We start from the raw sequence: 22,152 nt of genomic DNA, 5'->3' as shown, positions 1-22,152 counted from the left end.
GCAATCCGAACGTGAGGGGGTCCCGAAGACCCTGTGTACGCCGCAACACGGCGAACCACCCCCCGCACCGGGGTGTCCTTACGGGTCGCAGCCGCGGTCCGAACGATTTCGGAGGAATGTCATGCTGAAGAACAAGAAGCCTGTCGTCGCCGGTCTCGCCCTCGTGCTGGGTTCGGCCTTCGCTCTCACCGCATGTTCGGGTGGCTCCACCACCGCCGGCGGAACCACCGAGGAGTCCTCGGCCGCCCCCTCGATGGCCGCGTCCCCCTCGGCCTCGTCGAACATGATGGACCCGGCCGCCAACCTCGTGGGCCCCGGCTGCGCCGACTACGCCGCCGCCGTCCCGTCGGGCGCCGGTTCGGTGGAGGGCATGGCCGCCGACCCCGTGGCCGTGGCCGCGTCGAACAACCCGCTGCTCAAGACCCTGACCGCTGCGGTCAGCGGCCAGCTGAACCCCGACGTGAACCTCGTCGACACGCTCAACGGCGGCGAGTTCACCGTCTTCGCTCCGGTCGACGACGCCTTCGGCAAGATTGACCCCGCCGTCATCGACTCGCTGAAGACCGACTCGGCCTCGCTGACCAAGATCCTCACGTACCACGTGGTTCCCGGCCAGATCACCCCCGACAAGATCGACGGCACGCACGCCACGGTCGAGGGCCAGGACGTCACCGTCTCCGGCTCGGGTGACTCGATCAAGGTGAACGACGCCAACGTCATCTGCGGTGGCGTCCAGACCGCCAACGCGACCGTGTACCTCATCGACTCGGTGCTGATGCCCCCGGCTGCGTAATTCCACGCACCGGACCGATCACTGATTGATCGGACCTGACGGCGAGCGCCGGACCCCAGGCGAGGGGGTCCGGCGCTCGCTCTTTTCGTGCGCTCTCTTTCGTGCGCTCAGCCGTCGATCGCGCGCACGATCTCGTCCTGCACCAGCCGCGCCGCGGCCGGACCGGCATTCATGAACCACGGGTCGAAGTCGACCACCGTGGTCCGTCCGTCCGCGACCGCCGTGAGGGTCGACCACAGCGGAGCCGTTTCGATGAACTGCACGCCCTGGCCCGTGCCCGCGTAGAACACGTGGTCGGCGTCGGCGAGGTCGATCTGCTCGGCGCTGATGTCCTGCGAGGTCTCGTCGAACCGCTGCGACTCCGGCCGCGCGAGTCCGAGGTCCTCGGCGAGTCCGCCCGCGAAGGACGGTACGCCCATGATGCGCGTGCGATCGCCGGTGGACTGGAGGAACGACACGGTCGGAGCTTCCGCGGGAAGCGTCGCCGCGAAGGCGGCGCTGTCGGCCTGCAGCGCGTCCAGGTTCGCCCGCGCGGCACCCTCCTGCCCGAGCGCGTCGGCGATGAGCAGGAAGTCGCTCTTCCAGTTCACCCCGTTGCCCTTCGTGACCACCGTCGGCGCGATGGCCGAGAGCGCGTCGTACGTCTCGCTGCCGCGCGTGGAGTTGATGAGGATCAGGTCGGGGGCGGCCTGCGCGATCGCCTCGAGGTCGGGCTCGGTACGCGAGCCGATGTCGGCCATGGCGTCGAGCTGCGCCGCGTCGGCGGCGAAGGCGTCGCGCAGGTACTGCGGCACGAGCCCGCTGTTCTCGGCTCGCGTCGCCGCCACCGGGACGTGACCGAGGGTGAGGACGGCATCCACCTGTCCCGTCGAGACGACGGCGATGCGCTGCGGAGCGGCGGGGATCTCGGTGGTCCCCGCGAAGTGCGTGACCGTGCGCGGGAAGACCCCATCGGCCTCGCTCGAGCCCATGCCCGGCTCGAGGTCGCGCGCCACGACCCACTGTCCGGTGGAGCCGGCCTCGGCGTCGGGGAGCGCGGGAGCGGGCGCAGCGGAGGCGCAGCCGGCGAGCGCGAGGAGCGCACCGATGCTCGCGGCGGCCACGGCCCGTCGACGTCGGGAACGGAAGCGGGGAGACGGGAAGCGAAGGAATGACATGCAGTTAGGTTAGCCTTAGCTACATGCCGGTGACTGACGTGGGAGCTGCTCCCGCGGCGACGCTGGTCGCCGCCCGGCGGCAGAGGCGGCGAGTGCGCACGGTCGTCGCAACGCTGGCGATCGTGGCGCTGCTCGCGGGGGTCATCGTCGCCAGCCTGGCCGTCGGATCCCGTCCCCTCGCGTTCCCCGATGTGATCTCCGCCCTGTTCTCGGACCGGAGGGATGCCACGGCCGTCATCGTCCACGACCTGCGGCTCCCCCGCACGCTCACCGCGCTGCTCGTGGGCACCGCACTCGGCGTCGCCGGGGTGCTCATGCAGGCGGCCACGCGGAACCCGCTCGCCGACCCCGGCCTGCTCGGCGTGAACGCCGGCGCCGCGGTGGGGGTCGTGGTCGCGATCGCGTTCTTCGGCATCGGCACCGCGAGCGGATACGTATGGTTCGCTTTCGCCGGAGCGGCCGGCGCGGCCGCGGCCGTGTACCTCGCGGCACGCCCCGGCGGTCGCGGCGGTGCCGTGGGACTCGTGCTGGCCGGGGTCGCGCTGAGCGCGTGTCTGACCGCGGTCGTGCGCATCATCACGCTGGCCGACGACGACACGTTCGAGTCGTTCCGGTTCTGGGCCGTGGGATCGTTCGAACGACGGGATGCCGATGTCGCGGTCCAGCTCCTGCCATTCGCGGTCGCCGGCCTGGTGCTGGCCGTGGTGGTCGCGCGCGGGCTCGATCAGCTACGCCTCGGCAACGACCTGGCGCGGGCGCTGGGCGTCTCCCCTGCGCTCGTTTTGGCGGCATCCGGGGCCGCGATCACGCTGCTGTGCGCGACGGCGACCTCGGCGGCCGGCCCTCTCGCCTTCATAGGCCTGCTCGTCGCCCATGTCGTCCGCCGCGCGGGTCCGCCGGGTCTTCGCGCCCAGCTTCCCCTGGCTGCACTGAGTGGCGCGACGTTGACGCTCGCGAGCGATGTGATCGGACGCGTCATCGCCGTCCCCGCCGAGGTCGAGGCCGGGATCGTCGCGGCGTTCCTCGGCGCACCCCTGCTCCTGTGGCTCGTGCTGCGGAGGACGGCGTCGTGATTTCCGCCGTCCCGCGCGTGCGGTCCCGTCGCCGCGCGCGCTACGCCGTCGCCGTGGCGGCGACGCTCGCGGTCGCGCTCGCGGCGGCGGTCGTCGGCGTGCTGACCGGTTCGTTCCAGGCGTCGCCGGGCGAGGTGGCATCCGCTCTCCAGGGCAACGGCGATGCGCGCACGTCGCTGGTCGTTCTCGGGATGCGGATGCCACGCATCGCGGCCGCCCTGCTGATCGGCGCCGCGCTGGGCTTGGCGGGCGCGGTGTTCCAGACGCTCGCGCGGAACCCGCTCGCGAGCCCCGACATCGTGGGATTCAGCGCCGGATCGGCCACGGGCGCGCTCGTCGGGCTCACGCTCATCGCCCCGGCCGCCTCCCCCGCGCCCGGCGCCTGGATCGGCGGGCTGCTGACGGTCGCGATCGTGATGCTCATCGCACGGAGCGCGGGGATTTCGAAGGAGCGCACGATCCTCGCGGGCATCGCCCTCGCGATCCTGCTGGCCGCGGTGAACGACTACCTCCTCACCCGCGCGCCGCTCGAGATCGCCCGGAACGCCAGCCAGTGGGTGTACGGGAGTCTCGCGGCCACGTCGGGCAGCGACGTGCTGACCCTCGCGGTGTCGATCGGCGTGCTCGCGATCGGCATCGCGGCGGTGCACCGGGACTTCCGCGCGATCGAGCTCGGCGACGACACGGCGCGGGCGCTGGGCGTGCGGCTGGGGCGGGTCCGGCTGTTCCTCATCGTCGTCGCCGCACTGCTCACCGGCACGGCGACCGCCGTCGCCGGGCCGATCGGCTTCGTGGCGCTGGCCGCGCCGCAGCTGGCGCGACGCGTGACGGGGGCCAGTGGCATCCCGCTTCTCGCGTCGGCGGTGACCGGCGCGACGGTGCTGCTCGTCGCCGACGTGATCGCGCAGCGCGCGCTGGCACCCTTGCAGATCCCGGTAGGGCTGCTCACCGGCGTGGTGGGCGGGGCGTACCTGTTCTGGGTCGTGTCGCGGGGGCGGCGGTGAGGGGGTCTCTGCGCGGGGTTGATGCCGCACGCGGACGCGGGCACCCGGCTACCGCCGGTAGGGTGGATGCCACGGGCCTCTAGCTCAGTCGGTAGAGCATCGGACTTTTAATCCGCGGGTCGTGGGTTCGAGCCCCACGGGGCCCACAGTTGTGGCGGCTACTCGATTGGAAGTTCGCACGTCAGCAATACTCGGCGCGGATGTTGAATTCAGGCTGGGGTCGGCTTATAGCACTGGCGTTCTGACGAGATCCCGACCTCCACGCCAGCCATTGCCGGGCCGCCTACCGGTGCCTGCTGGATCTGGGCACCGAGACGATTCCCATCTGGTGGCGCCATCACCGCGGCTGACCCATGAGCCCACGTGCGGCAACGACACCCCGCCAATTGTGGAGCAAAGGGCGATGTCGTTCGATCGTTCGCGCGTCGAACTCTTAACACAGTTAGGAAGCCTGGCGTGGTCGTGCCTCTTGGGCTGAGTGCGATCGCTATCACTGTCCCCTCGAGTCACCATCGAGGGTCAAGGACAGCTCATCCGGTGAAGAGCAACGCCCATATAATTGAATCGCCGATGACGCGCGCACGCAGTTCGCTTGCGCTGGCCCCATTCGCTACCGCTTGAACATCTGCACGGATACCTGAGATCGAAACTTGCACGACCTCAGTTGAGAGCGCAGCTACGCGACCCCGTTCCGTATTGAGGTCGAGGTCCGGATCTTGCCGAAGTGCCTCAAAGTAGGCAAGTTCGAATACCTGCGTAACGCTCCAGAATGCGTCCTGCGCGCGCCCCTTTAGAGCGACGTCCAACGCGAAGGCGGTCGCCGCCGCCGCGTTCTGCAGGTACGCGGTAGCTGGGGACCAATCACCACCTTCGTCGTCCGGCACGAGCTTCTCAGCAAAATCTCGATCGTTCGGCGAGATGTCGACCTCCGAAGACATCGAGTTCCACAACCTATCTATAAGTCCTGAGAGAGCCTCCACTGTCTTAGCACCAAGGCGGTCAGTGCGCCGCTCAATCACTGCAAAAGTGCGTTGAGCGCTCGCCGCGGAAATTGCCAGGAGCTGTTGAGCGGAGCACCTTTCGAGCTCTAGACGGAAGGTGTCAGTATCAAATTTGATCATTTATCCCACCGGGCCGTGCGAGGGCCCACAATCGTCGCACCCTCGGATTCAAGAAAAGACGTACAGCGATCACAGAAGTTTCGTGTGGCAACTATAACTTGAGGAGTCAACCCCTTGTCCCTCGCATATTCCACCACGGTAACCTCAGCGTGTGCGCCAGAGGATCGTGCGACCTGCGCGCCATCTTGTGTCGCGACCGTGACCTGAGCTGGATTCAGATCTCGGGCGCCTCCACCGACTATTGTCGTGCCCTCTTTCGTCGACAAGGCGGCGGTTGTTCGTTGCTTTGACGCAATCGGATCCAGCACCGCGTGTACATCGTCCGCCTTGGCGGTCAGCTTGGCGGTGGTTTCGACAACAGCCACACGCTCCAGGTTGGCTGCCGCGGTGGTGACCGATTTGACAGCGATGCCTGTTCCTCCGCCGACGAGGCCCAATGCGGCTCCCGTGAGCTGCGCCCCGAACGCGCCCTCCGCGGTCTTCGGGCCTGGCTCAAGTTGGTAGAGCGCGGCTGAAGTTGATGCCCCAACTACTGCGCCAGCAACTGCACCGATCCCCACCCCCACGGCAGCGCAGATACCCGCGGTGGCTACTACGCACGCCCCAATCGCCACAGTGGCGACGACGGAGCCCACGACAACGGCGACGGTTCCGACGCCGCGCCAGGTCTCTTCGTTCCAGGACCAGGGGTTCCACCATTGCTGTTCCGTTTGGGATGCAGCCGGCGGGTTCCCGCCGCCGGTATTGCCAGCGGCGGGTGCGGCTGCGGGGCTCTTGGACCCTGGCTGCGTGTTGTTGGAGGATCCGACGATGATGCCCTTGTGCCCGGGACGTGGCTCGAGGCCGTCCGCGTCGGAGTAGGAGATCGGTGAGTTGAAGGCATAAGCGAAGGGGTTGGTGTGCCGCGGGTTGGACGTGTCCATCAACGGGTCGACGGTGATGAATTGTCCGAGTTCGGCGTCGTAGGCGCGTGCCCCGAGTTGGGTGAGTCCGGTGGAGCTGCGGGGCTGGTTGAGGTATCCGAGGTTGGAGGACCAGGCGGTGCCGCTTCCCCGGGTGAGTCCGAACGGGTCGGTCCATCGGCGGGTGACCGTGCCAGTGGAGGCGTTGATTTCGAGGTTGACGGTGCCGACAGGGTCGGGGGAGGACCACCACAGCCCGCCTGTCGAGCCGGAAACCCGCTCGGCGACCGTGATGCCGGCGACCGCGTAGGTCCGGATCCCGGTCTTCACGCCGGATTTGTCTCTGAGGGTGGTGTCGCCGATGAACAGCGAGGCTCCGTCTGCCGCTCCCCAGCGCATGAGGAGTGCACCGTCCGCGCCGTACAGTGATTTTTCGGTTGTCGAGCCGGTGGCGACGGACGAGAGTCGTCCGGCTTCGTCGTACGCGAGGGTTTGCGCTCCGCGCGTGGTCATGGATCCGCCGGCGTCGTGGGCGTAGCTCGTTACCGTGGTCTGGGTTCCGCTGACCGTCGTGGTTTGCGCGACCGCGTGCGGACGGGTGCCGCCAGCGGCGGGGTAGGTGTAGGTCGCGGTGGTGGTTGTCGACCCCGTCCATGTCTTGACCGAGAGCCTGTTGCCGGTGTCGCGGTCGACGCTGTAGGCGACCCGGTAGGGTGCTGGTCCTCCGCGGGTGGCGGTCGGCCCGGTCGTGCAGTCTCCGGAGGCGGGTGTCCACCCGTTGGAGAGGTTCTGGTTGGCGTCGTATTGGAAGCACTGCGTGTCCGCAGACTGTGAGTCCGACGTCGTGACGGCCTTGGTGATCAGCCCGGCGGCGTTGCGGGTGTACTCACGGTGGGCTTCCTGGGTGAAGACCGTGTTGTTGCGACGGGTGGTTTCATCGAGACTGCTCAACTGTCTCGTTGCCGGGTCATACCCGAGGGTCAGCGCGCTCCATACCGTGCCGGGGCGAACGATCTGCCCGACTTCTCCGGTCGGTTGGTAGCTCACCGCCGACGCGTATGAGGTGCCGAACTGCGCAAGAAGTCCCGCCTGCCGCCCCAGGATGTCGTACGTGGAGATGAGTGTTTCCGCAGGTAGGCCCCCGACTGCCGGTCGGGTGGTGGCATACAGAGTGCCGTCTTCGTTGTAGTAGTTGTTGGTCGCGTACGACGTGCCCCCGAATGCCGGAGCACCCTGCGGGATCGTCAGCGTGGAGCCGGTCGGACGATATCCCGTGTCATAGCCCTTGATCGCAGTTTTGTACTCCAGGCCGCCGTCGAATCGGGACGACGAGCTGACAAGCCCCTTGGCCAGGGTGTCGTAGGTCCACGAAGCAAGGATGGAACCAGATGTGCCACCGGCACGCTCGGTGGTCTTGCGGTTCAGCTTGTCGTACGTGAAGCCGCGGGTGATGCCGCGTCCGTCGGTGGATGTGGTGACGTTGCCGAGTGCGTCGTAGGTGTAGCTCGTCGTCCCGGAGTCGGGGTCAGTCGTGGCAGTGGGAAGTCCCTGCAGAGAGTAGGTCCAGGTCCACTGGTTTCCCTCGCCGTCCGTCAGCCGGGTCCGTTCCCCGCGGCCGTTGTACTGGTAGCTCAGGGACGTCGACGCGACGCCCGTACCGTCGATCGCGCCCATCCAGTCCGTGACGCGGGTGGTCTGACCCCACGCGTCGGTGAAGGTCGATCGGGGGATGCCGCCGGAGGGCGGGGTCTCGTCGATACGGTCACTTCCGCGGTAGACCTGGGTCGTGCGCCGGATCTCTGCACCGAAGGATCGGAGCACCTCGGCGGTGGCGAATCCCGCACCGTCGTAGGTGGTCTCTGTCCTCGACGCGATCTGATTCACGGCCGAAGGAACGAACAGAGCCGTTCCAGGAGTGACGGCCGGTGCGTAATACGCGTCGTTCGTCGCCACTTCGCGGCCTGCGGCGTCGTATTCGGTGTCGGTGATCACGGCACCTCCACCGACGACGGGGCCCTGGGTCTGCACGGGCCGGCCGAGTCCGTCATAGAGCGCGTAGCTTGTCGAGAATCCGTCACCGACGATCGTCGTCGTCTTCACGTACGACGGCTTGTCGGAGAACACACCGTATTCGTAGGCGACGGAGGGCTCGGGGTGCGACCCCTTCGGGCGGTCCGTTCGCCAAAGAGCCGTGAGGCGACCCAGCCCGTCATAAGCCGTGCTGATGACGTTGCCGTTTTCGTCGGTCACTGTCTGCGGGAGACCGCGGAAGGCATCCACAGTTGTCGAGGTGGTCCACCCCAGCGGGTTGGTGACCGTGGTCGTAAGCAGAGGTCCGGATCCGGCCGCGGCCGCGGCGGAGGGTGAGTAAGTCGTAGATACCGTGCGATTGCCGGCATCCGTGGAACTGGTGGGGCGGCCCATCGCGTCGTAGGCATACGTGTTCGAGCGGATCATCGTTGCCGACGCCAGGGTGTTACCCGCGAAACCCGAGGCCTCCTTCGTCTCGCTTGGAAGACCCTTTGACGCTGCAGCGCCCACGGCGCCACCGTCATAAGCGAAGGTCTTGTGCGACGTAACGTTCGTCGGGACAACGGCGCTTCCCAGTTGCGAGCAGGGCAGGTCGTAGTCAGTGACCACGCTCGGAAGACCAATGACCCATGACGAGGTGTTGTCAGCGGCATAGCTTGTGGTGGTGCAGGTCGCGCGCTGACCGGAGCCAGCCTCGGACGACACCTGCGTGACGAACCCTCGGGCGTCCATCGTGCTGATGGTGCTCGTCGTGCGCGTCCCACCCGTAGACAGCGGAGTAGTGATGTTCTGACGCGACACTCCGAGGATCCGCGCCTGCCTCAGGCCGTCGTCCGCCGTGACCGCGGAGGCCCAGGGTGTCGTGGTGGTTTCGCTGACCGTCGCCCCGCCGACTCCACGAAGAACCTTCTCCGAGCGGGTGAGCCCCCCGAACCAGCGGTCATCAGGCACCGACGTTCCTGTCACGGTGACCGACTTTGTGCCGCCCGACGCATTCGCCCGGTCTCCGTTCAGTCCGCGGTAGAACGTGTACTGGGTCGTCTGCTGCGTCGCGGGGTAGTCGGGGTCGCCGACGCGGACTTCAACTTTGTCGTACCCGGCGTACTCGGACCAGGAACGACGGTCGCTGGGGACGAGGGGGTCGTCCACGTATCGCCAGCCGGGTGTCCCGGTGTAAAGGTATTGCGTGCGCTGCGCGGGTGATCCGCCTCCGCCGGTATACGGGTCCTCGATCATCGACGTGACGACGTACTTGTGGAACAGGTCCTGGCGTGCGGGTGCGGCGATGCTGAGATCCGGGGTCCACCACATGGGGAAGCATCGACGGGTGTTGTTCCACGGTGCAGCCAAGATGGTCGGTGCCATGGCTTCCGTGCATTCTTGCGCGGAGTAGTTCACGGAAATCCGGGCACCGGAGGGAAGAGCGATCGAGGAAACTCGGAATTTGTCGAGGGGTGCCAGGCCGTCCACGACCCACACCCGGTTTTGCAGGGACGTCTTGAGGAACGTCGTGGGGTTCTCGACGATCTCACGGTCGGTTCCTCGTGCGCCGGTGCGCTGGACGCTGTCGAGCCAGAGCGCGGCGGCTTGTCCGTCGCCGGGATCCGGGAAGGAATGTGTGAGCGCGTACCTGTCCGCTGCCTGATAGCCGGACGGCGTGTACACCTGAGGGGTGATCGTGGTCAGCCGCGCTGTCGTCCAGAACGACGGCGACGTCTGCCCGGAACACGTGCCAGTCGTGCAATTCAGGTCGAACGGGACGTCCGGGTAGGCGGAAGGCGTTGTCGGGGTGGTCGCGTCGCCACCGAGCGTGACACTCGAGCAGGCGCTCGCATTCGCCGGATTGCATCGGCCTTTAGCGTCATAGCCGAAGAGAACGCGGCCGGTCGCGGCGTTCGCTGCGTACACCGTGCTGCTCTTGAGCCCATACTCGACTCTTATGAGCTGGCCCCCGCGGACGTAGCTCGTGACCGTGCTGTCGTTGGCGCGGTACTTGTTCGTCTCAGCGGCGTAGTAGAAGGCCTGAGCGTTGCCGTTGACGTCGACGACGTAGTCCAGGTTCCATCTCCACCCCTGCTGACACGACGAGGCGGCAAACGTGGAAGCCTTACACGGGTCTCCGTTGTCATTTCCGAACACCGGTACTGTCCACGCCGAGTTCGTGACGGACTTCCCGCTACTCCACCCGGGTAGACGGTTCAGACCGAAGTAGTACTGCGTCCCGTTCGTCGTCGTCAGTCGCCAGCACTCCTGGTTGTACGTCCCGTTGGTGGCGCACCCCTGCGCCTGCCCCGTCAGCCGCTCCACACGAGAATTGTCATCGCCCTGGAGTTTCCAAACCCCCGAGGAGGAATCCTTCACCAGCGCGCCCGACCGTCCCCCGAACGAGATCGTCGCGTTATCAGTGGCCCAGCACAGGTCCGCTTTACCCGCCACCGGGGATCCCGGCGCCTGTTCCTGCGCACACGGAACATAGCGCCGTTCGATAAACCCGCCTCCCGTGAGCGTCCACCCCTCTCCCACCGCGGAGGGCTGATTGTTGGTCGAGGCTGTGGCCCCGTCGACGAGCTGCGAGTTGTACTGCAGAGCGATAGTGGGCGTATCCCCCGCGGGCGCAGCAGGCAGCGCAATGGGGTATGACCACGCGAACGCGCCCGTCTGCGCGGACACGTCCCACGTGCTCGACGGCTTCAACGGCGTCGCCGCATAAGACCCGGTCCCCGAGGACGACGTCGTGGACGATGTCGCCATCAGCACCGACGTTCGGGAGGCAGACATCGTCAACGTCTGCGTGTCTCCCGAACGTGCCTCTGGCACCGCCGTGGGCTTCGATGTCGACTTTCCCGCTTCGTCAGTGGGCACCTGCACCCAGCGCGCCCGACCCGCATAGTCCCCACCAAACCCACCGTCCACGACAGCGTCCGGGATAGTGAAAGACACATCCCCCAGCTCGCCCGTGCGGGGGGTGATCTTCAGAGCAAGGTCGGTGTTTCCCAGTGCGGCCCGGCTCGGCCCATCCAGAACCTCCACAGACAGTTCGCGGCTGTCGGCTTCTCCGGCCGCGACCACCTTGATTCCGGTGTCCCCGACCGTGACGGGGTCAGCGCCGCTCGCCAAGGCCAGATCTTGCTTCTGTGGTGCGACCGGCGCCGTCGTGGAAACTGTCGCCGTCTGGTCAACGGAAGGTTGTTCCTTGACGCCCGCGAGATCGCCAGTGACTTCCGCGATCGTTTGCATCCCCGGAAACCCAGAACGACGCTCCGCTGCCACGGCAGCGGGTACACCCGCAGGCAACGCGTGCCCAATGATCAGGGCGACAACCGTGAGAAGGGGTGCCCCACCCCACCGAATGGGGCGACGACCGAGCACCAAGGAACGGCGTCCGCGGCGGTGACGGGCGGTGGATCGACGCATGAAAGCACTCATTTCGGCGGCCGACGTTCAGCCGTTAAGGGGGTCTTGACCAGTCCGCAGCACACTGAGCTGACTAGACGTCGCGACACCAGCGAACACAGCAGGATCCGCAATCTGACCCGTCCAACGGGACACGACCGAGGAGCCGTCCAAGGTTGCTCCCACATCGAGCGCGGCGCTTCCCAGAGTGGTTCCTGAAGGCCAGGAGTACGAGACCGTGGCAGCCTTTTGACCGTTGATGAACAATCGCATCTCGTTGTTGCCGGCGTCCCACACACCCGCAACGTGCGTCCACACCGAGGTGCTCTGTCGAGCTGTTGTGACGCACTTCTGCGTACCTGACGGGGATGGTCGGAGACAGAAGCGCCATGACGTGGAACTGGATCCCAGGCTCATCCCGGCACCACTGACACTGGTGCTCAGCGCTGCCGCGGTGCCCGAGCCAGGTTTCAGCCATGCCGCTGCCGTGAATGACGCGTTGAAGTTCACGGCGGAAGCGCTGTCTGAGCGAGTGGTGGGTCCCGCGGTGCGCGCCGACGGACTGACGTAACCCAACTGTTCCACGAAGAACACCCTTGCTGCCGCGATACTCTCCGGGCACGGTGTGAAGCTGGTCATGTAGACGTCCCCGCCTCGCCGGGCGGCACGGCACACGATGAGTGGCACCCCGCGCCCGGGCGTCAACTCGGCACTCGTCCACGTGTACCCGAGCAGAGTCGAGTTGCTGGCGCCTGACAGCTCGGTACAGAGCGCAGCGGATCCGACAATCTGTGCCCCGTTGTATACGCACGACCACACTTCTGCGGCACCGCTGCCCGTCGACGCGACCGAAATCACAGCGCTGACATCGTCATCAAGAACCTTGAGACCAGACGGGTCATGGAATCCTAGGACCGGGTTCTTGAGAGGGCTGGTCGGAGAGAGTGGATTAGCCGACAACCGCCGGGACGCGTCCAGCCCAAGGATGAGCGATGAATTGTCCCAGCCTTTGGTGCTCGGGATCCTGGAGTCCAGCGGCCCTTCTTGCGCCTGCGTGAGCCAGACGTTCCCGGAGGCGAAACTCACCTGCGGGTCGTTAGAGGCCGTGAGGCGGTAGGACGCTCCTACTGTGCCGGCCTGACCGGCCGGGGCCCCGGGGACCACACCAGGGTTTCCCGCTACGTCATAAGGAATAGCTACGAGCGTGGAAACTGATTCGGTGGGCGTGACGGAGATGGTTGTCACACCGCTGGCGTTCGGACAGGCGATACGCACGGTGCCCACCGTGCTTCCACAGGCTGGCGGCGATGCGAAGACGTCAAACACGAACCCGCTCGAAGACCCCGCCGGCAGCAAAGCGTATGCAACGAATGCCACCCGATCTGAGGCCGGATTAGCGAGCGTCACGGACGCCGACTTGCCGACAACGAGTGCTGTTGTCGGTGGCGTCAACGTGGGGACGCTCGGCCCTGTGCGATCGATCTCGAACCCGCACCAGGCAGAGAATGACGTTCCGTCGATTATCCAATCGCTACCTCGGGCGATCCAGGCGTACGACTGGCCATCCTGAAGATCGGTAAAGGTGACGGACTTTGCCCCCTGGGCACCCAAGCCCGGCGAGCGCTGCTGGACCGGGGTGGATTCTCCCGTGCGGTAAAGGTAGACGTTCGTGTCCACGTTGCCCGGGTCTGGGTCTGTCTGATTGAACCCGACCGTCACACTCGTCGCCGAGATGTACGCCTGCGCCTGGCTCGTACCGCAGGACCTATTCGGCGAAACAAACCGGAGATTGGTCGGCGTGTCCGGCGGGGTGTTATAGCTCACGTACAGGGTGGCCGCGCGGCTGAAGTGCCGGCGCGATTGAGACGCGTTCGGGTCCTCTGCGGACAGCCCGAATTGCACCCACTCGCCGCCCACCCGCGCTCGAACGCCATCGGTCACTCCCCAGCCGACCGTTACTGCGGGGCCTTGCCATGTGCCTGGGCTCTGTGAGCCGCCCTGTTGAGGTCCCCACAGACTGTTGTTCTGCTGGTAACGATTGAATCCGGCGTCTTGGTGCCCGAAGAGCCGTACGCGAACGGGATTGTTGGGCCATGCTGCGACGGCCAATTGGGTGGTGGACATCTGAGCGTTCAGGATCTGCTTGCCCGCGAGAGCCGCGATCCTGAACTCGAAGAACGCGTCGCCGTTGTACTGGCCGTATCGCCCCATGCCAAGGGTGTCCTGATTGAGGTAGTGCTCCCCCGGGTACGCATCATCGGTGTACCATCCAGCGTTCTGTCCCGTGTTCCAGTCCGGATCGATGAAGACCGGGTATTGCGGCGCTGTCCCCTCGACCGTTGCGCCCACGTCGAGGCTGATGCTGGTCGCATCGGCGCTGTGGTCAACGCCCATAGCTCCGGCTGTGAGGCCCGGGCCCTCCGCCGTTCCCCCGCCCGAGGAATCCCACCAGAGCGGAGACGCCGCCGTGATGGTGTCGCCAGTAGCCGTTTCGGCGATGTATTCACCGGTCGACTCGCGTGTGATCGCGGCGCCTTCGAGCTCGACTGCAAGATCTGTGAGTTCGTGGCTGGCCGCCGCCTGAGGAGTCCGCACGACGTAGACGGAGGCCATGCCTAGTTCGGTCGCGGTGAGACGCAGATCGACGTCCTCGAAGACGTTCGGATACGTCGCGTTACTTCCATCGATGACCGGCTCGGGGAGAGCGCCGTGGGCCCACGTCTCGGTCAGCCACTCCCCGCCCTCCGTACGTATCTGGGTCAGCTCATCTGTCCCTCCGGCGGAAAAGCGCACAGGTCTAGCCGAATCTTGCGGTTCCCACCAGCCATCACGTAGCACCAGATTGGTGTCAATCGGAACCCATTCACCTTCGGACCGCTCCGTACGCACCGGTACGGTGGAGACTTCGTACCCCATCGACCCATTCGGCAATGCCTTCGTCTGCTCCGTGGCTGTCGTCAGCTCCTCGACAACCACCGGAGTATTTGTCACGGCGGCCTCGTCACGAGCGGCCTCGATCGCCTCGCCCTGCTTGTAGCGCGCGACGATCTCGCGAAGCCGCTCGCTCGTCACCGCTCGCTTCCTCGGTCCACGAGCTCGGATCGGCTCCCTCGCCGCTACCAGCAACCGCTGCACCTTGTTCGAGCTGAAGCCATGCCTGCCACCGACGCTTGCAAGCGTCTCCCCCGCTCGGTACGACGCAACGATCTCGTCCCTGACCGCCGGCGGGACGGCGTCCGGATCCTCGCGGGTGAGCTCGAGCCGCCTGATCAAGTTGTCGAGCGTCGTTCGATGAACACCGAGCTTCGTGGCTAGATCCGCGATCGGTTCACCCCGTTCGTAACCCTCAACGAACGCCATCTTCTCGTCGTCAGTCAACTGCCGAGCCTTACGTGGCATGGTTCGCTGCATATCCGGACGCCGGCCAGGTCCTGCTGCGGCTAGCTTACGGAGGTGGGAAGCCCTTCCCGATTTATTCGAGTACCACTGAACGAGCCCCACCCGACGGGACTTAGCCAAGCATCTTCAGCACCGCGGGCATCTGCTGCATTCGTTGGCGGTGGCTGCTCTCGACCGGCGCGAGATGTGCCTGCGTCGCGCGCGGCCGGCGGACACAGCGCTGCGAGGATGGCATCGGCCACGCAGCCCCGATCTAAGGTGTGGAGATGCGCATCAAATCTGTCAGAATCAGGAATTTCCGATGTCTCGAAGACGTCCGCGTCGATATGGATGCGCTGACATCATTTGTCGGACCCAACGGCGCGGGAAAATCGACAGTTCTCCGCGCACTGGACTGGTTCTTCAACGGCGAACCACGCCTAGCCGATGAGGATGTTTACTCTGGGGCCGCCCAGGACCGCCGGATCAGCGTCGAGGTGAACTTCACTGACCTCAACGACAAGGACCGCGAGGCCTTAGGCCCGACCTACGCTCCCCCTGGCTCCACGACCTTCACAGCCTGGCGGATCTGGGACGGCGGTAACGACAAGATGACCGCGCGAGCGCGGTCGTTCCCAGCCTTCGAAGAAATCCGGGCTGCTGGGTCAGCGAAGGACAAGAAGGCCCTCTGGGACGCTCTGATCAATAGCGGTGAAGCGGCGGAACTTCCGAAGTGGACAAACCTCGGCGCTGCTGACCAAGCGATGACGCTATGGGAGAGCGAGAACCCGGATCGGCTTGAAGAAACGGAGAGCGGCGTGACGCATCTGTTCGGCTTCAACGGGCAAAACAAGCTTTCGGGGCTCTTCGACTACGTGCTTGTTTCGGCCGACCTTCGAGCCGGCGAAGAGAGCGTGGAGGGTAAGAAGACGATTATCGGACGCATCCTTGAGCGCGCGATCAACCGCGAGAGTGCGAACGTCGCGTTCGAAGCCCTCGCCCGAGAGGTGGGCGAGAAGCAGACTGCAATCAACGAGGAACACCTCGGACAGCAGCTCAAGGACCTGGCAGAGGCGCTGACGGCCGAGGTGGGTGTCTTCGCCGCTGGCCGAGCTGTTCGGCTCCACCCCCGAACCCCGGACATGCGCCCAAGTCCGGCATCTATCAGCGTCGCCATCAGCGACGCTCTGAGCGAAACTAGCGTGGATCGGCAGGGACACGGCTTTCAGCGCGCGCTCCTTATCTCCTCGCTTAAGTTGCTCGCTGCTCGCGGTGCGCAAGATGACGACGGCAGCGTAATCTGTCTCGCCATTGAGGAACCTGAGCTGTTTCAACACCCCACCCAGGCTCGTGTCTTCTCAAGGGTTCTGCGTGATCTGTCCGAGAGCACGACGGGTGGGCTCCAGGTCATGTACGCGACGCATTCGCCGTACTTCGTCGACCCGAGGTTCTTCGATCAGGTCCGCCGTGTCACTCGTCGTCAGCCTGCCTCGGGCGAACATCCGTCGGTCACCATCCACTTCGCATCCATAGATGCTGTCGCAAAGCGGCTCGATGGCTCGGGCGTGACTGACGCAGCTCTTCGGTCAAGGTGGGATCAGGTCTGCACCAAGAACCTAGCCGAGGCCTTCTTCGCGGCCGCCGTAGTCTTGGTGGAGGGCGACACCGATAAGGGTATCCTCGATGGAATCTCGGCGCGTAAGAGCCAGACGGCCCTGGAGACGGAGGGCGTCACCGTCGCTTACTCTGGTGGGAAACAACACCTATTCACGCCTCACGCAATTCTCGCGGAGTTGTCCATCCCGACGCTCGTCGTATTCGACAATGACAAGGGTTGCGGCGCGAGGCAGCGGGCTGACGGGAAGCCCGAGAAAGAGGCCGCTGCCACTGAGCAGAACGAGATCGGTACGAACCAACGGCTGCTTTCCTATCTGGGTGAGACCGTAGTCGATAACCCTGAAGGACGGGTAAGCGCCAATGTTTACGTTTGGGCAGACCGACTGGAGGACGTGATCGAGAACGAGTGGAGCGGCTGGAACACGACTCGTCAGTCGATCGTGGACAGCGGGCGTGGCGCAGCGGGGAAGAACGCAGCGACATATGCCCTTGCCGCTCAGGAATGCCCTGTTGACCCCACTGGTGCACTGATAGGTGTACTCAATGCTGCTCGCGCACTGGTGACCTGAACGCGCTGACGCCCACGTTTTTGTACCCAGCGTCGGTGAGCTGAAGATGTGCACCGTTCAGGTCGACGAAGATAATCGGGGCCACTTCCGCCTCCTCGGTCGAGTTGACCCGGTCTAGCGATACGGGCGGCGGGGGTCTCGACGCCATCGTCATGCTTGTGGGCGATAGAGCCCCCTCCGCTCTTCGCTCGATAAACCGCTCATGGTAACCAAGGGGGCTGGCTCACGTCCCGACCCCTCACCTCCGGCGCCCGAAGACAGGAGTCCTAGACTGCTATGGACTCAATGGACCACTGTCCGCCATCACGGCCGGGTGGCGAGATGGTTGGGTGACTTAGATGCACTAGGGGGAATTATGCAGATGCAACCAGTCGTCTCCACGAATGTCGCAGCAGTAGGCTACGACGCTATGTCCAACACTCTGCGGGTTCAGTTCCAGAATGGAGGCATCTACGACTACCACGACGTCGATCCAAGCCTCTACGAAAGTATGCTGCAGCCAAATCCCTGGCGGAGAGTCGGAAGCATCGTGCGGCGGCACCGCTACAGAAAACTTGCTTGACCTCCCGGCGATGACGAGGCCAGCGTTCGCAGCTTCGCTCACCTCGTTCGGACCGAATCCGTGCCGACGGCCGATGACCGCGAGCGTCTCGCGGAGTCGGTATGACGCGACGATGACGTCCCTGATCCCAGGACGAACGTCATCGGCACTCTCGCGCAGGTCCGCGTCTGCTCCACGCTCGCGGCGTTGAACGAACACGATCTTTTCTGCGTCCGTGAGCCGCCGCGCCTTGCTGGGCACTCGACGCTGCACTAGTGGAACTCGCCGCCGGGGCGGTGCTGTCATTTTGTGGAGGTGGGCAACTCATCCTGAGTATCCGAGTATGACCGAGCGAGACTCAGAATTGTGGCGGCTACTTGATGGGCGAGTGCGTGCGGAAGCCTTTGTCGAGATGAACGTTCAGTTCCGGATGGTTCGACGGAAATCGTTGGACTTTGGCGAAGGGATCGAGACCGTGCCTGTGCCGACAAGCGAATCGGTCTCGGTCGGACTGAAAGTCGCTGCGCCAAGACACTGCGTTTCGTCGATCCGCAGCGAGAATCGACTCGCGCAGCGGCGTCAGAGCCCTTCGCCAGGGAACGGCACGGTTTTCGCAGAGGTCGATCATGTTCACTGCGCGATGGCCCGAGCCGCGACCCGTCTGGACCGACTGCCTGACGGAGACTCCGGCGAACCTAGTTGACTGTCGTCCCGGAGATCGAGAAACGTTCTCGAAGGTGGCCGGTATCGACCGTATACGGCGAACGCCAAGTATCGGTTGCGGCATCCAGCGCGAACATGTGGGCCGCGTAGGACCAGTAGATCGCCTCCGGGACCCCCTGTCGCCTGTAGACAAGGCTGGCAAGCACATCGTTGATGGCTTGCAGGGTCCACACCGTATCGACTTGAACAATTGAGGCATCAAGGGGCCCACCCACAAATAGTGAGCTAGCTGCTTTACCACGTCTCAGCGTCTTTATCGACGAGAGTCTCTGCGCGTGGACGTGCTGCGAAGCCTCCATGTAGCGCAATCTGCTCGCCTTGGTTTGCACGCGCTCTTCAAGATCACGGAAAGTGACGCGCTTCTGCTTCAGCTGTTTTGCCGCCCATCCGTACGGGTGGATGATCGAAGCATCGTGCCGTTTGACTAGGCGCTCACAGGCGTCGTCGAGCTCACGCAGGCCGTCCTCCGCGGCGACACGGCGCTTTCGATCCTTACGACCGATCGCCTCTATGCGAAGTCGAGTCTCCTTCCTCAGCTCGAACAAGTGACTGCTCTGATACCGGTCGGCCACGTCGTTTGGTGACCGCGCGATGAACTTAGCGATTGTTGACAGTTCGTAGAGGCTGCGCCATCGAGCAGAAGCTCCAGCTGGCGAACCGGCGAGAATCAGCGACACCACATCCTGCGTAACGCCGAGCGCTTGACTATGAAGCTCACACAGCACATCCAGCTTGTGCCTTGAGGCATTGGGCCTCAACCGCCACGCGCCCGAAGCCTCACTGTTGATATGTTCGCTAACCGTCAACAGCGCGAAGGCATTTGTGGCGAAACCGCCAGCCATCGAGTCGAGTTGCTTACTCAGCTCCAGCGTGGCAGCCCGCCGAACGACGCCAAGGTTCCAACCGAGGTCCTCGTTACGCCACTCGAGTGTTTCCCCGAATGCAGCTGTGTATTCCTCGAAGCCGTGCAAGCTACCCAGGCGTCGCCGCGTCAGCGCCACGCTCGAGCGGATGCTCCGTCGCAAGGTCTTCATCATTCGACGCGCGCAGTCCGCGTAGTGATCGATACTGCCGTCTTCCTCGCTGCAACTGTCCACCTAACGATCATGCGCCAGCTAATGCGCCAGTGGTCGGCGAACAACCCCCTGCGTACACGCCAACACTCGCGTCAGATCGTGTGGCCGGATAGCGCAGCCTCTCCCCACCCCCGCCGCGATACCCTGGAATCCGGCGCAGCCGCCCGTGCGGGCCCCGCCCTCACACTATGCAGACCTCCTCGCTCTCCGCCCTGCGTCGCGACGCACCGGTGCTCGTCGTCGGCGACGGCCGCATGGGCCGTGCGCTCGCAGCGTCGCTCGAAACCGCCGGCGTCGACATCATCGGCCCGGCGGGCCGGGGCGAGAACGGCGCGGATGCCGGAATCGTTCTCCTGGCCGTGCCGGATGCCGCGATCGCCGACGCGGCACGTGTGATCGCGCCCGGCCGGCTCGTCGGACACCTGTCGGGCGCGCTCGACCTTTCGGTGCTCGCGCCGCACGAGGCATTCGGCATCCATCCGCTCATGACCGTCACGGGCGCCGGAGCGACCTTCGCGGGGGTGACCGCAGCCCTCGCCGGTACGACCCCGCGCGCGCACGCCGCGGCGGAAGCGCTCGCGGACGTGCTCGGGATGACGGGTGTCACGGTGCGCGACGAGGATCGCGCCGCCTACCACGCGGCCGCCTCGATCGCCGCGAACTTCCTGGTCACGCTCGAGGGCCTGGCCGAAGACCTGGCCGCGACGGCGGGCGTCGACCGGGACGCTCTGGTTCCGCTCGTCCGCGCCGCCGTCGAGAACTGGGCCGAGCGCGGGGCGGCATCCGCCCTCACCGGGCCCGTCTCGCGCGGCGACGACGTCACCGTCGCGCGACAGCGCGCCGCGATCGCCGAGCGACTCCCCGACCGCCTCGCGCTCTTCGACGCCCTCGTCGACGCGACGCGCGACCTGGCCGCAACGCAGCGCGCCGGAACGACGGCCGCCCCGTGAGCCCCCGGATCGTCCGCACCGTCGCCGAACTGCGCGCGGCGCTCGCCCCGCACAGAGCGGACGGCGTCGGGTTCGTCCCCACCATGGGCGCCCTCCACGAGGGGCACCTGTCGCTCCTGCGCGCCGCGCGCGACGACAACGGCACCGTGGTCCTCTCGATCTTTGTCAACCCGACGCAGTTCGGCGAAGCCGCCGACCTCGACGCCTACCCGCGCACCGAAGCGGCCGACGTCGCCCTCGCCGCGGAGGCGGGCGTCGACGTCGTCTTCGCACCGTCCGTCGCCGAGATGTACCCGGCCGGTTTCGCCACGATGGTGTCGGTGGGTGGAGCCATCACCAGCACGCTCGAGGGTGCGAAGCGCGGCCGCTCGCACTTCGACGGGGTCGCCACGGTGGTCGCGAAGCTGCTGCTCGCCGTCCAGCCCGACCGCGCCTACTTCGGCGCGAAGGACGCCCAGCAGGTCGTCGTCGTCCGCCGTATGGTGGCGGACCTCGGCATCCCGGTCGAGATCGTCGCGCGTCCCACGTCCCGCGACGCGGACGGCCTCGCCCGTTCCAGCCGCAACACGCGCCTCTCCCCCGGCGACCGCGCGGTCGCGGCGGCGATTCCGCGAGCGCTCCGGGCGGCACAGGATGCCTTCGCCCATGGCATCCGGGATCCTCGGTCCCTCACGGACACGGTGCGTGCCGCGCTCGCCCGTCTCGACCCCGAGTACGTCGAGATCGTGGATGCCGACAGCCTCGCGCCGATCACGGAGGTCGAGCGGCCCGCGCTCCTCGCGCTCGCCGTGCGCGTGGGTCCGGTGCGCCTCATCGACAACGTGGTGCTGGTCCCGGGTCAGGACGACCGCATCCCCCTTGGCCCGGACGGGAGCACTCACTCATGACGCGTTCGAAAGTCACCCTGCGCTCGCTGCGCGAGCTCGCCGATGCGGGAACACCCCTCGTGATGGTCACGGCCTACGACTTCGTGACGGGCCGCGTCGCGGAGCGCGCGGGCGTCGACATCGTGCTGGTCGGAGACTCCGGCGCGCAGGTCGTGCTGGGCCTCCCGGACACGACCTCGGTGACGCTCGAGGAGATGCTGACGCTCGCCAAGGCCGTGCGCCGCGCGGTGCAGACACCACTTATCGTGTGCGACCTCCCGTTCGGCACGACCGAGCTGAGCGATGAGCAGGCCGTGGCGACCTCGGTGCGGTTCGTGCAGGAGGCCGGTGCCGAGGCGGTCAAGCTCGAGGGAGCGAACCCCGCCCGGCTCTCGCGTCTGCGGGCCATCGTGGACGCCGGCATCCCCGTCGTCGGCCACGTCGGTCTCACCCCGCAGACGGCGACGGCGCTCGGCGGACTCCGCGCGCAGGGCCGCACGACCGACGACGCGATCCGCGTCGCGCGCGACGCTCTCGCGGTTCAGGATGCCGGCGCGTTCGCGCTCGTCATCGAGGCCGTCCCCGCCGACGTGGTCGACGCGATCCGTCAGGCGCTGCGCATCCCGGTGATCGGGATCGGGGCGGGCCCGGCGGACGGGCAGGTGCTCGTGCAGCACGACCTGCTCGGGATCACGGAGGGGCGCACGCCGGTGTTCGTGAAGCGGTACGCCGCGGTCGGCGACGCGATGGTCGAGGCCGTCGAGGCGTACGCGCGCGAGGTCCGCGAGGGCGCGTTCCCCGCCGCGGAGCACGTGTACCCGGCATCCGCCGAGGTCGCCGCGGCCGTGCGCGAGTACGTCGAGGGCCTGGGCGACAGCTGAGGCACGCGCGACCGCGCCGCGCTCCTCGGTTGCCCCGTTCGGTTTGGCTCCTAGGGCAGAAGATCGAGCATCTGCGG

13 protein-coding genes and 1 tRNA gene are annotated in these 22,152 nt (G+C 66.1%); 9 read left to right on the top strand and 5 right to left on the bottom strand.

The window, feature by feature from the left end; all coding sequences use genetic code 11:
- The first annotated feature begins 121 nt into the window (after positions 1–121).
- Positions 122–793 carry a fasciclin domain-containing protein gene (locus RKD05_RS11840; protein ID WP_424710246.1) on the top strand — a complete coding sequence of 224 codons (672 nt, stop codon included), beginning with the start codon at positions 122–124 and terminating at the stop codon, positions 791–793.
- 107 nt (positions 794–900) lie between these two features.
- Here RKD05_RS11840 and RKD05_RS11835 read toward each other — a convergent pair whose 3' ends face one another.
- Complete coding sequence (locus RKD05_RS11835) at positions 901–1,950, bottom strand: ABC transporter substrate-binding protein (RefSeq protein WP_424710244.1); 1,050 nt, start codon at positions 1,948–1,950, stop codon at positions 901–903.
- Positions 1,951–1,973: 23 nt separating this feature from the next.
- On the opposite strand from RKD05_RS11835, the gene RKD05_RS11830 reads away from it, so the two are divergent.
- From RKD05_RS11830 to RKD05_RS11820, 3 genes are all read left to right on the top strand, one after another.
- Positions 1,974–3,023 (top strand): FecCD family ABC transporter permease, encoded by a 1,050-nt coding sequence (locus RKD05_RS11830; protein ID WP_424710243.1) that lies wholly within the window; start codon positions 1,974–1,976, stop codon positions 3,021–3,023.
- On the top strand, positions 3,020–4,027 hold the full coding sequence (locus RKD05_RS11825) for a FecCD family ABC transporter permease (protein ID WP_424710242.1): 1,008 nt from the start codon (positions 3,020–3,022) through the stop codon (positions 4,025–4,027). Before RKD05_RS11830 ends, RKD05_RS11825 begins: the two co-directional genes overlap by 4 nt.
- Positions 4,028–4,100: 73 nt before the next feature.
- Positions 4,101–4,173, top strand: a tRNA-Lys gene (locus RKD05_RS11820).
- 384 nt (positions 4,174–4,557) lie between these two features.
- Here RKD05_RS11820 and RKD05_RS11815 read toward each other — a convergent pair.
- From RKD05_RS11815 to RKD05_RS11805, 3 genes are all read right to left on the bottom strand, one after another.
- The gene (locus RKD05_RS11815) at positions 4,558–4,965 is read right to left on the bottom strand and encodes a hypothetical protein (protein ID WP_424710241.1); all 408 of its coding nucleotides are present in this window, start codon (positions 4,963–4,965) and stop codon (positions 4,558–4,560) included.
- 179 nt (positions 4,966–5,144) lie between these two features.
- A complete protein-coding gene (locus RKD05_RS11810; protein ID WP_424710240.1) occupies positions 5,145–11,318 on the bottom strand; it encodes an RHS repeat-associated core domain-containing protein in 6,174 nt (2,057 codons plus the stop codon).
- 204 nt (positions 11,319–11,522) lie between these two features.
- Positions 11,523–14,852, bottom strand: a complete 3,330-nt coding sequence (locus tag RKD05_RS11805; RefSeq protein ID WP_424710238.1) for a LamG-like jellyroll fold domain-containing protein — start codon at positions 14,850–14,852, stop codon at positions 11,523–11,525.
- A 287-nt stretch (positions 14,853–15,139) separates the two neighbouring features.
- On the opposite strand from RKD05_RS11805, the gene RKD05_RS11800 reads away from it, so the two are divergent.
- Positions 15,140–17,038, top strand: coding sequence for an AAA family ATPase (locus tag RKD05_RS11800; RefSeq protein WP_424710236.1), 1,899 nt, complete (start codon positions 15,140–15,142; stop codon positions 17,036–17,038).
- A 202-nt stretch (positions 17,039–17,240) separates the two neighbouring features.
- On the top strand, positions 17,241–17,600 hold the full coding sequence (locus RKD05_RS11795; protein WP_424710234.1) for a KTSC domain-containing protein: 360 nt from the start codon (positions 17,241–17,243) through the stop codon (positions 17,598–17,600).
- A gap of 674 nt (positions 17,601–18,274) precedes the next feature.
- Here the strand turns inward: RKD05_RS11795 and RKD05_RS11790 are convergent.
- Positions 18,275–19,399 (bottom strand): DUF5677 domain-containing protein, encoded by a 1,125-nt coding sequence (locus tag RKD05_RS11790; RefSeq protein ID WP_424710233.1) that lies wholly within the window; start codon positions 19,397–19,399, stop codon positions 18,275–18,277.
- Positions 19,400–19,566: 167 nt separating this feature from the next.
- On the opposite strand from RKD05_RS11790, the gene RKD05_RS11785 reads away from it, so the two are divergent.
- The 3 genes from RKD05_RS11785 to panB are packed head-to-tail and all read left to right on the top strand — an operon-like array spanning position 19,567 to position 22,075.
- A complete protein-coding gene (locus RKD05_RS11785; protein WP_424710231.1) occupies positions 19,567–20,328 on the top strand; it encodes a DUF2520 domain-containing protein in 762 nt (253 codons plus the stop codon).
- The gene (gene panC, locus RKD05_RS11780) at positions 20,325–21,215 is read left to right on the top strand and encodes a pantoate--beta-alanine ligase (protein ID WP_424710229.1); all 891 of its coding nucleotides are present in this window, start codon (positions 20,325–20,327) and stop codon (positions 21,213–21,215) included. Before RKD05_RS11785 ends, panC begins: the two co-directional genes overlap by 4 nt.
- Positions 21,212–22,075: a 3-methyl-2-oxobutanoate hydroxymethyltransferase gene (panB, locus tag RKD05_RS11775; protein WP_424710228.1), complete on the top strand. Its 864-nt coding sequence runs from the start codon at positions 21,212–21,214 to the stop codon at positions 22,073–22,075. Before panC ends, panB begins: the two co-directional genes overlap by 4 nt.
- Positions 22,076–22,152: the final 77 nt, after the last annotated feature.

It is taken from the genome of Microbacterium sp. SLBN-111, assembly GCF_049739645.1.
GTDB lineage: Bacteria > Actinomycetota > Actinomycetes > Actinomycetales > Microbacteriaceae > Microbacterium.
The sequence above is the reverse complement of the archived record's forward strand: the minus strand, read 5'-3'. Positions and strand labels throughout refer to the sequence as shown.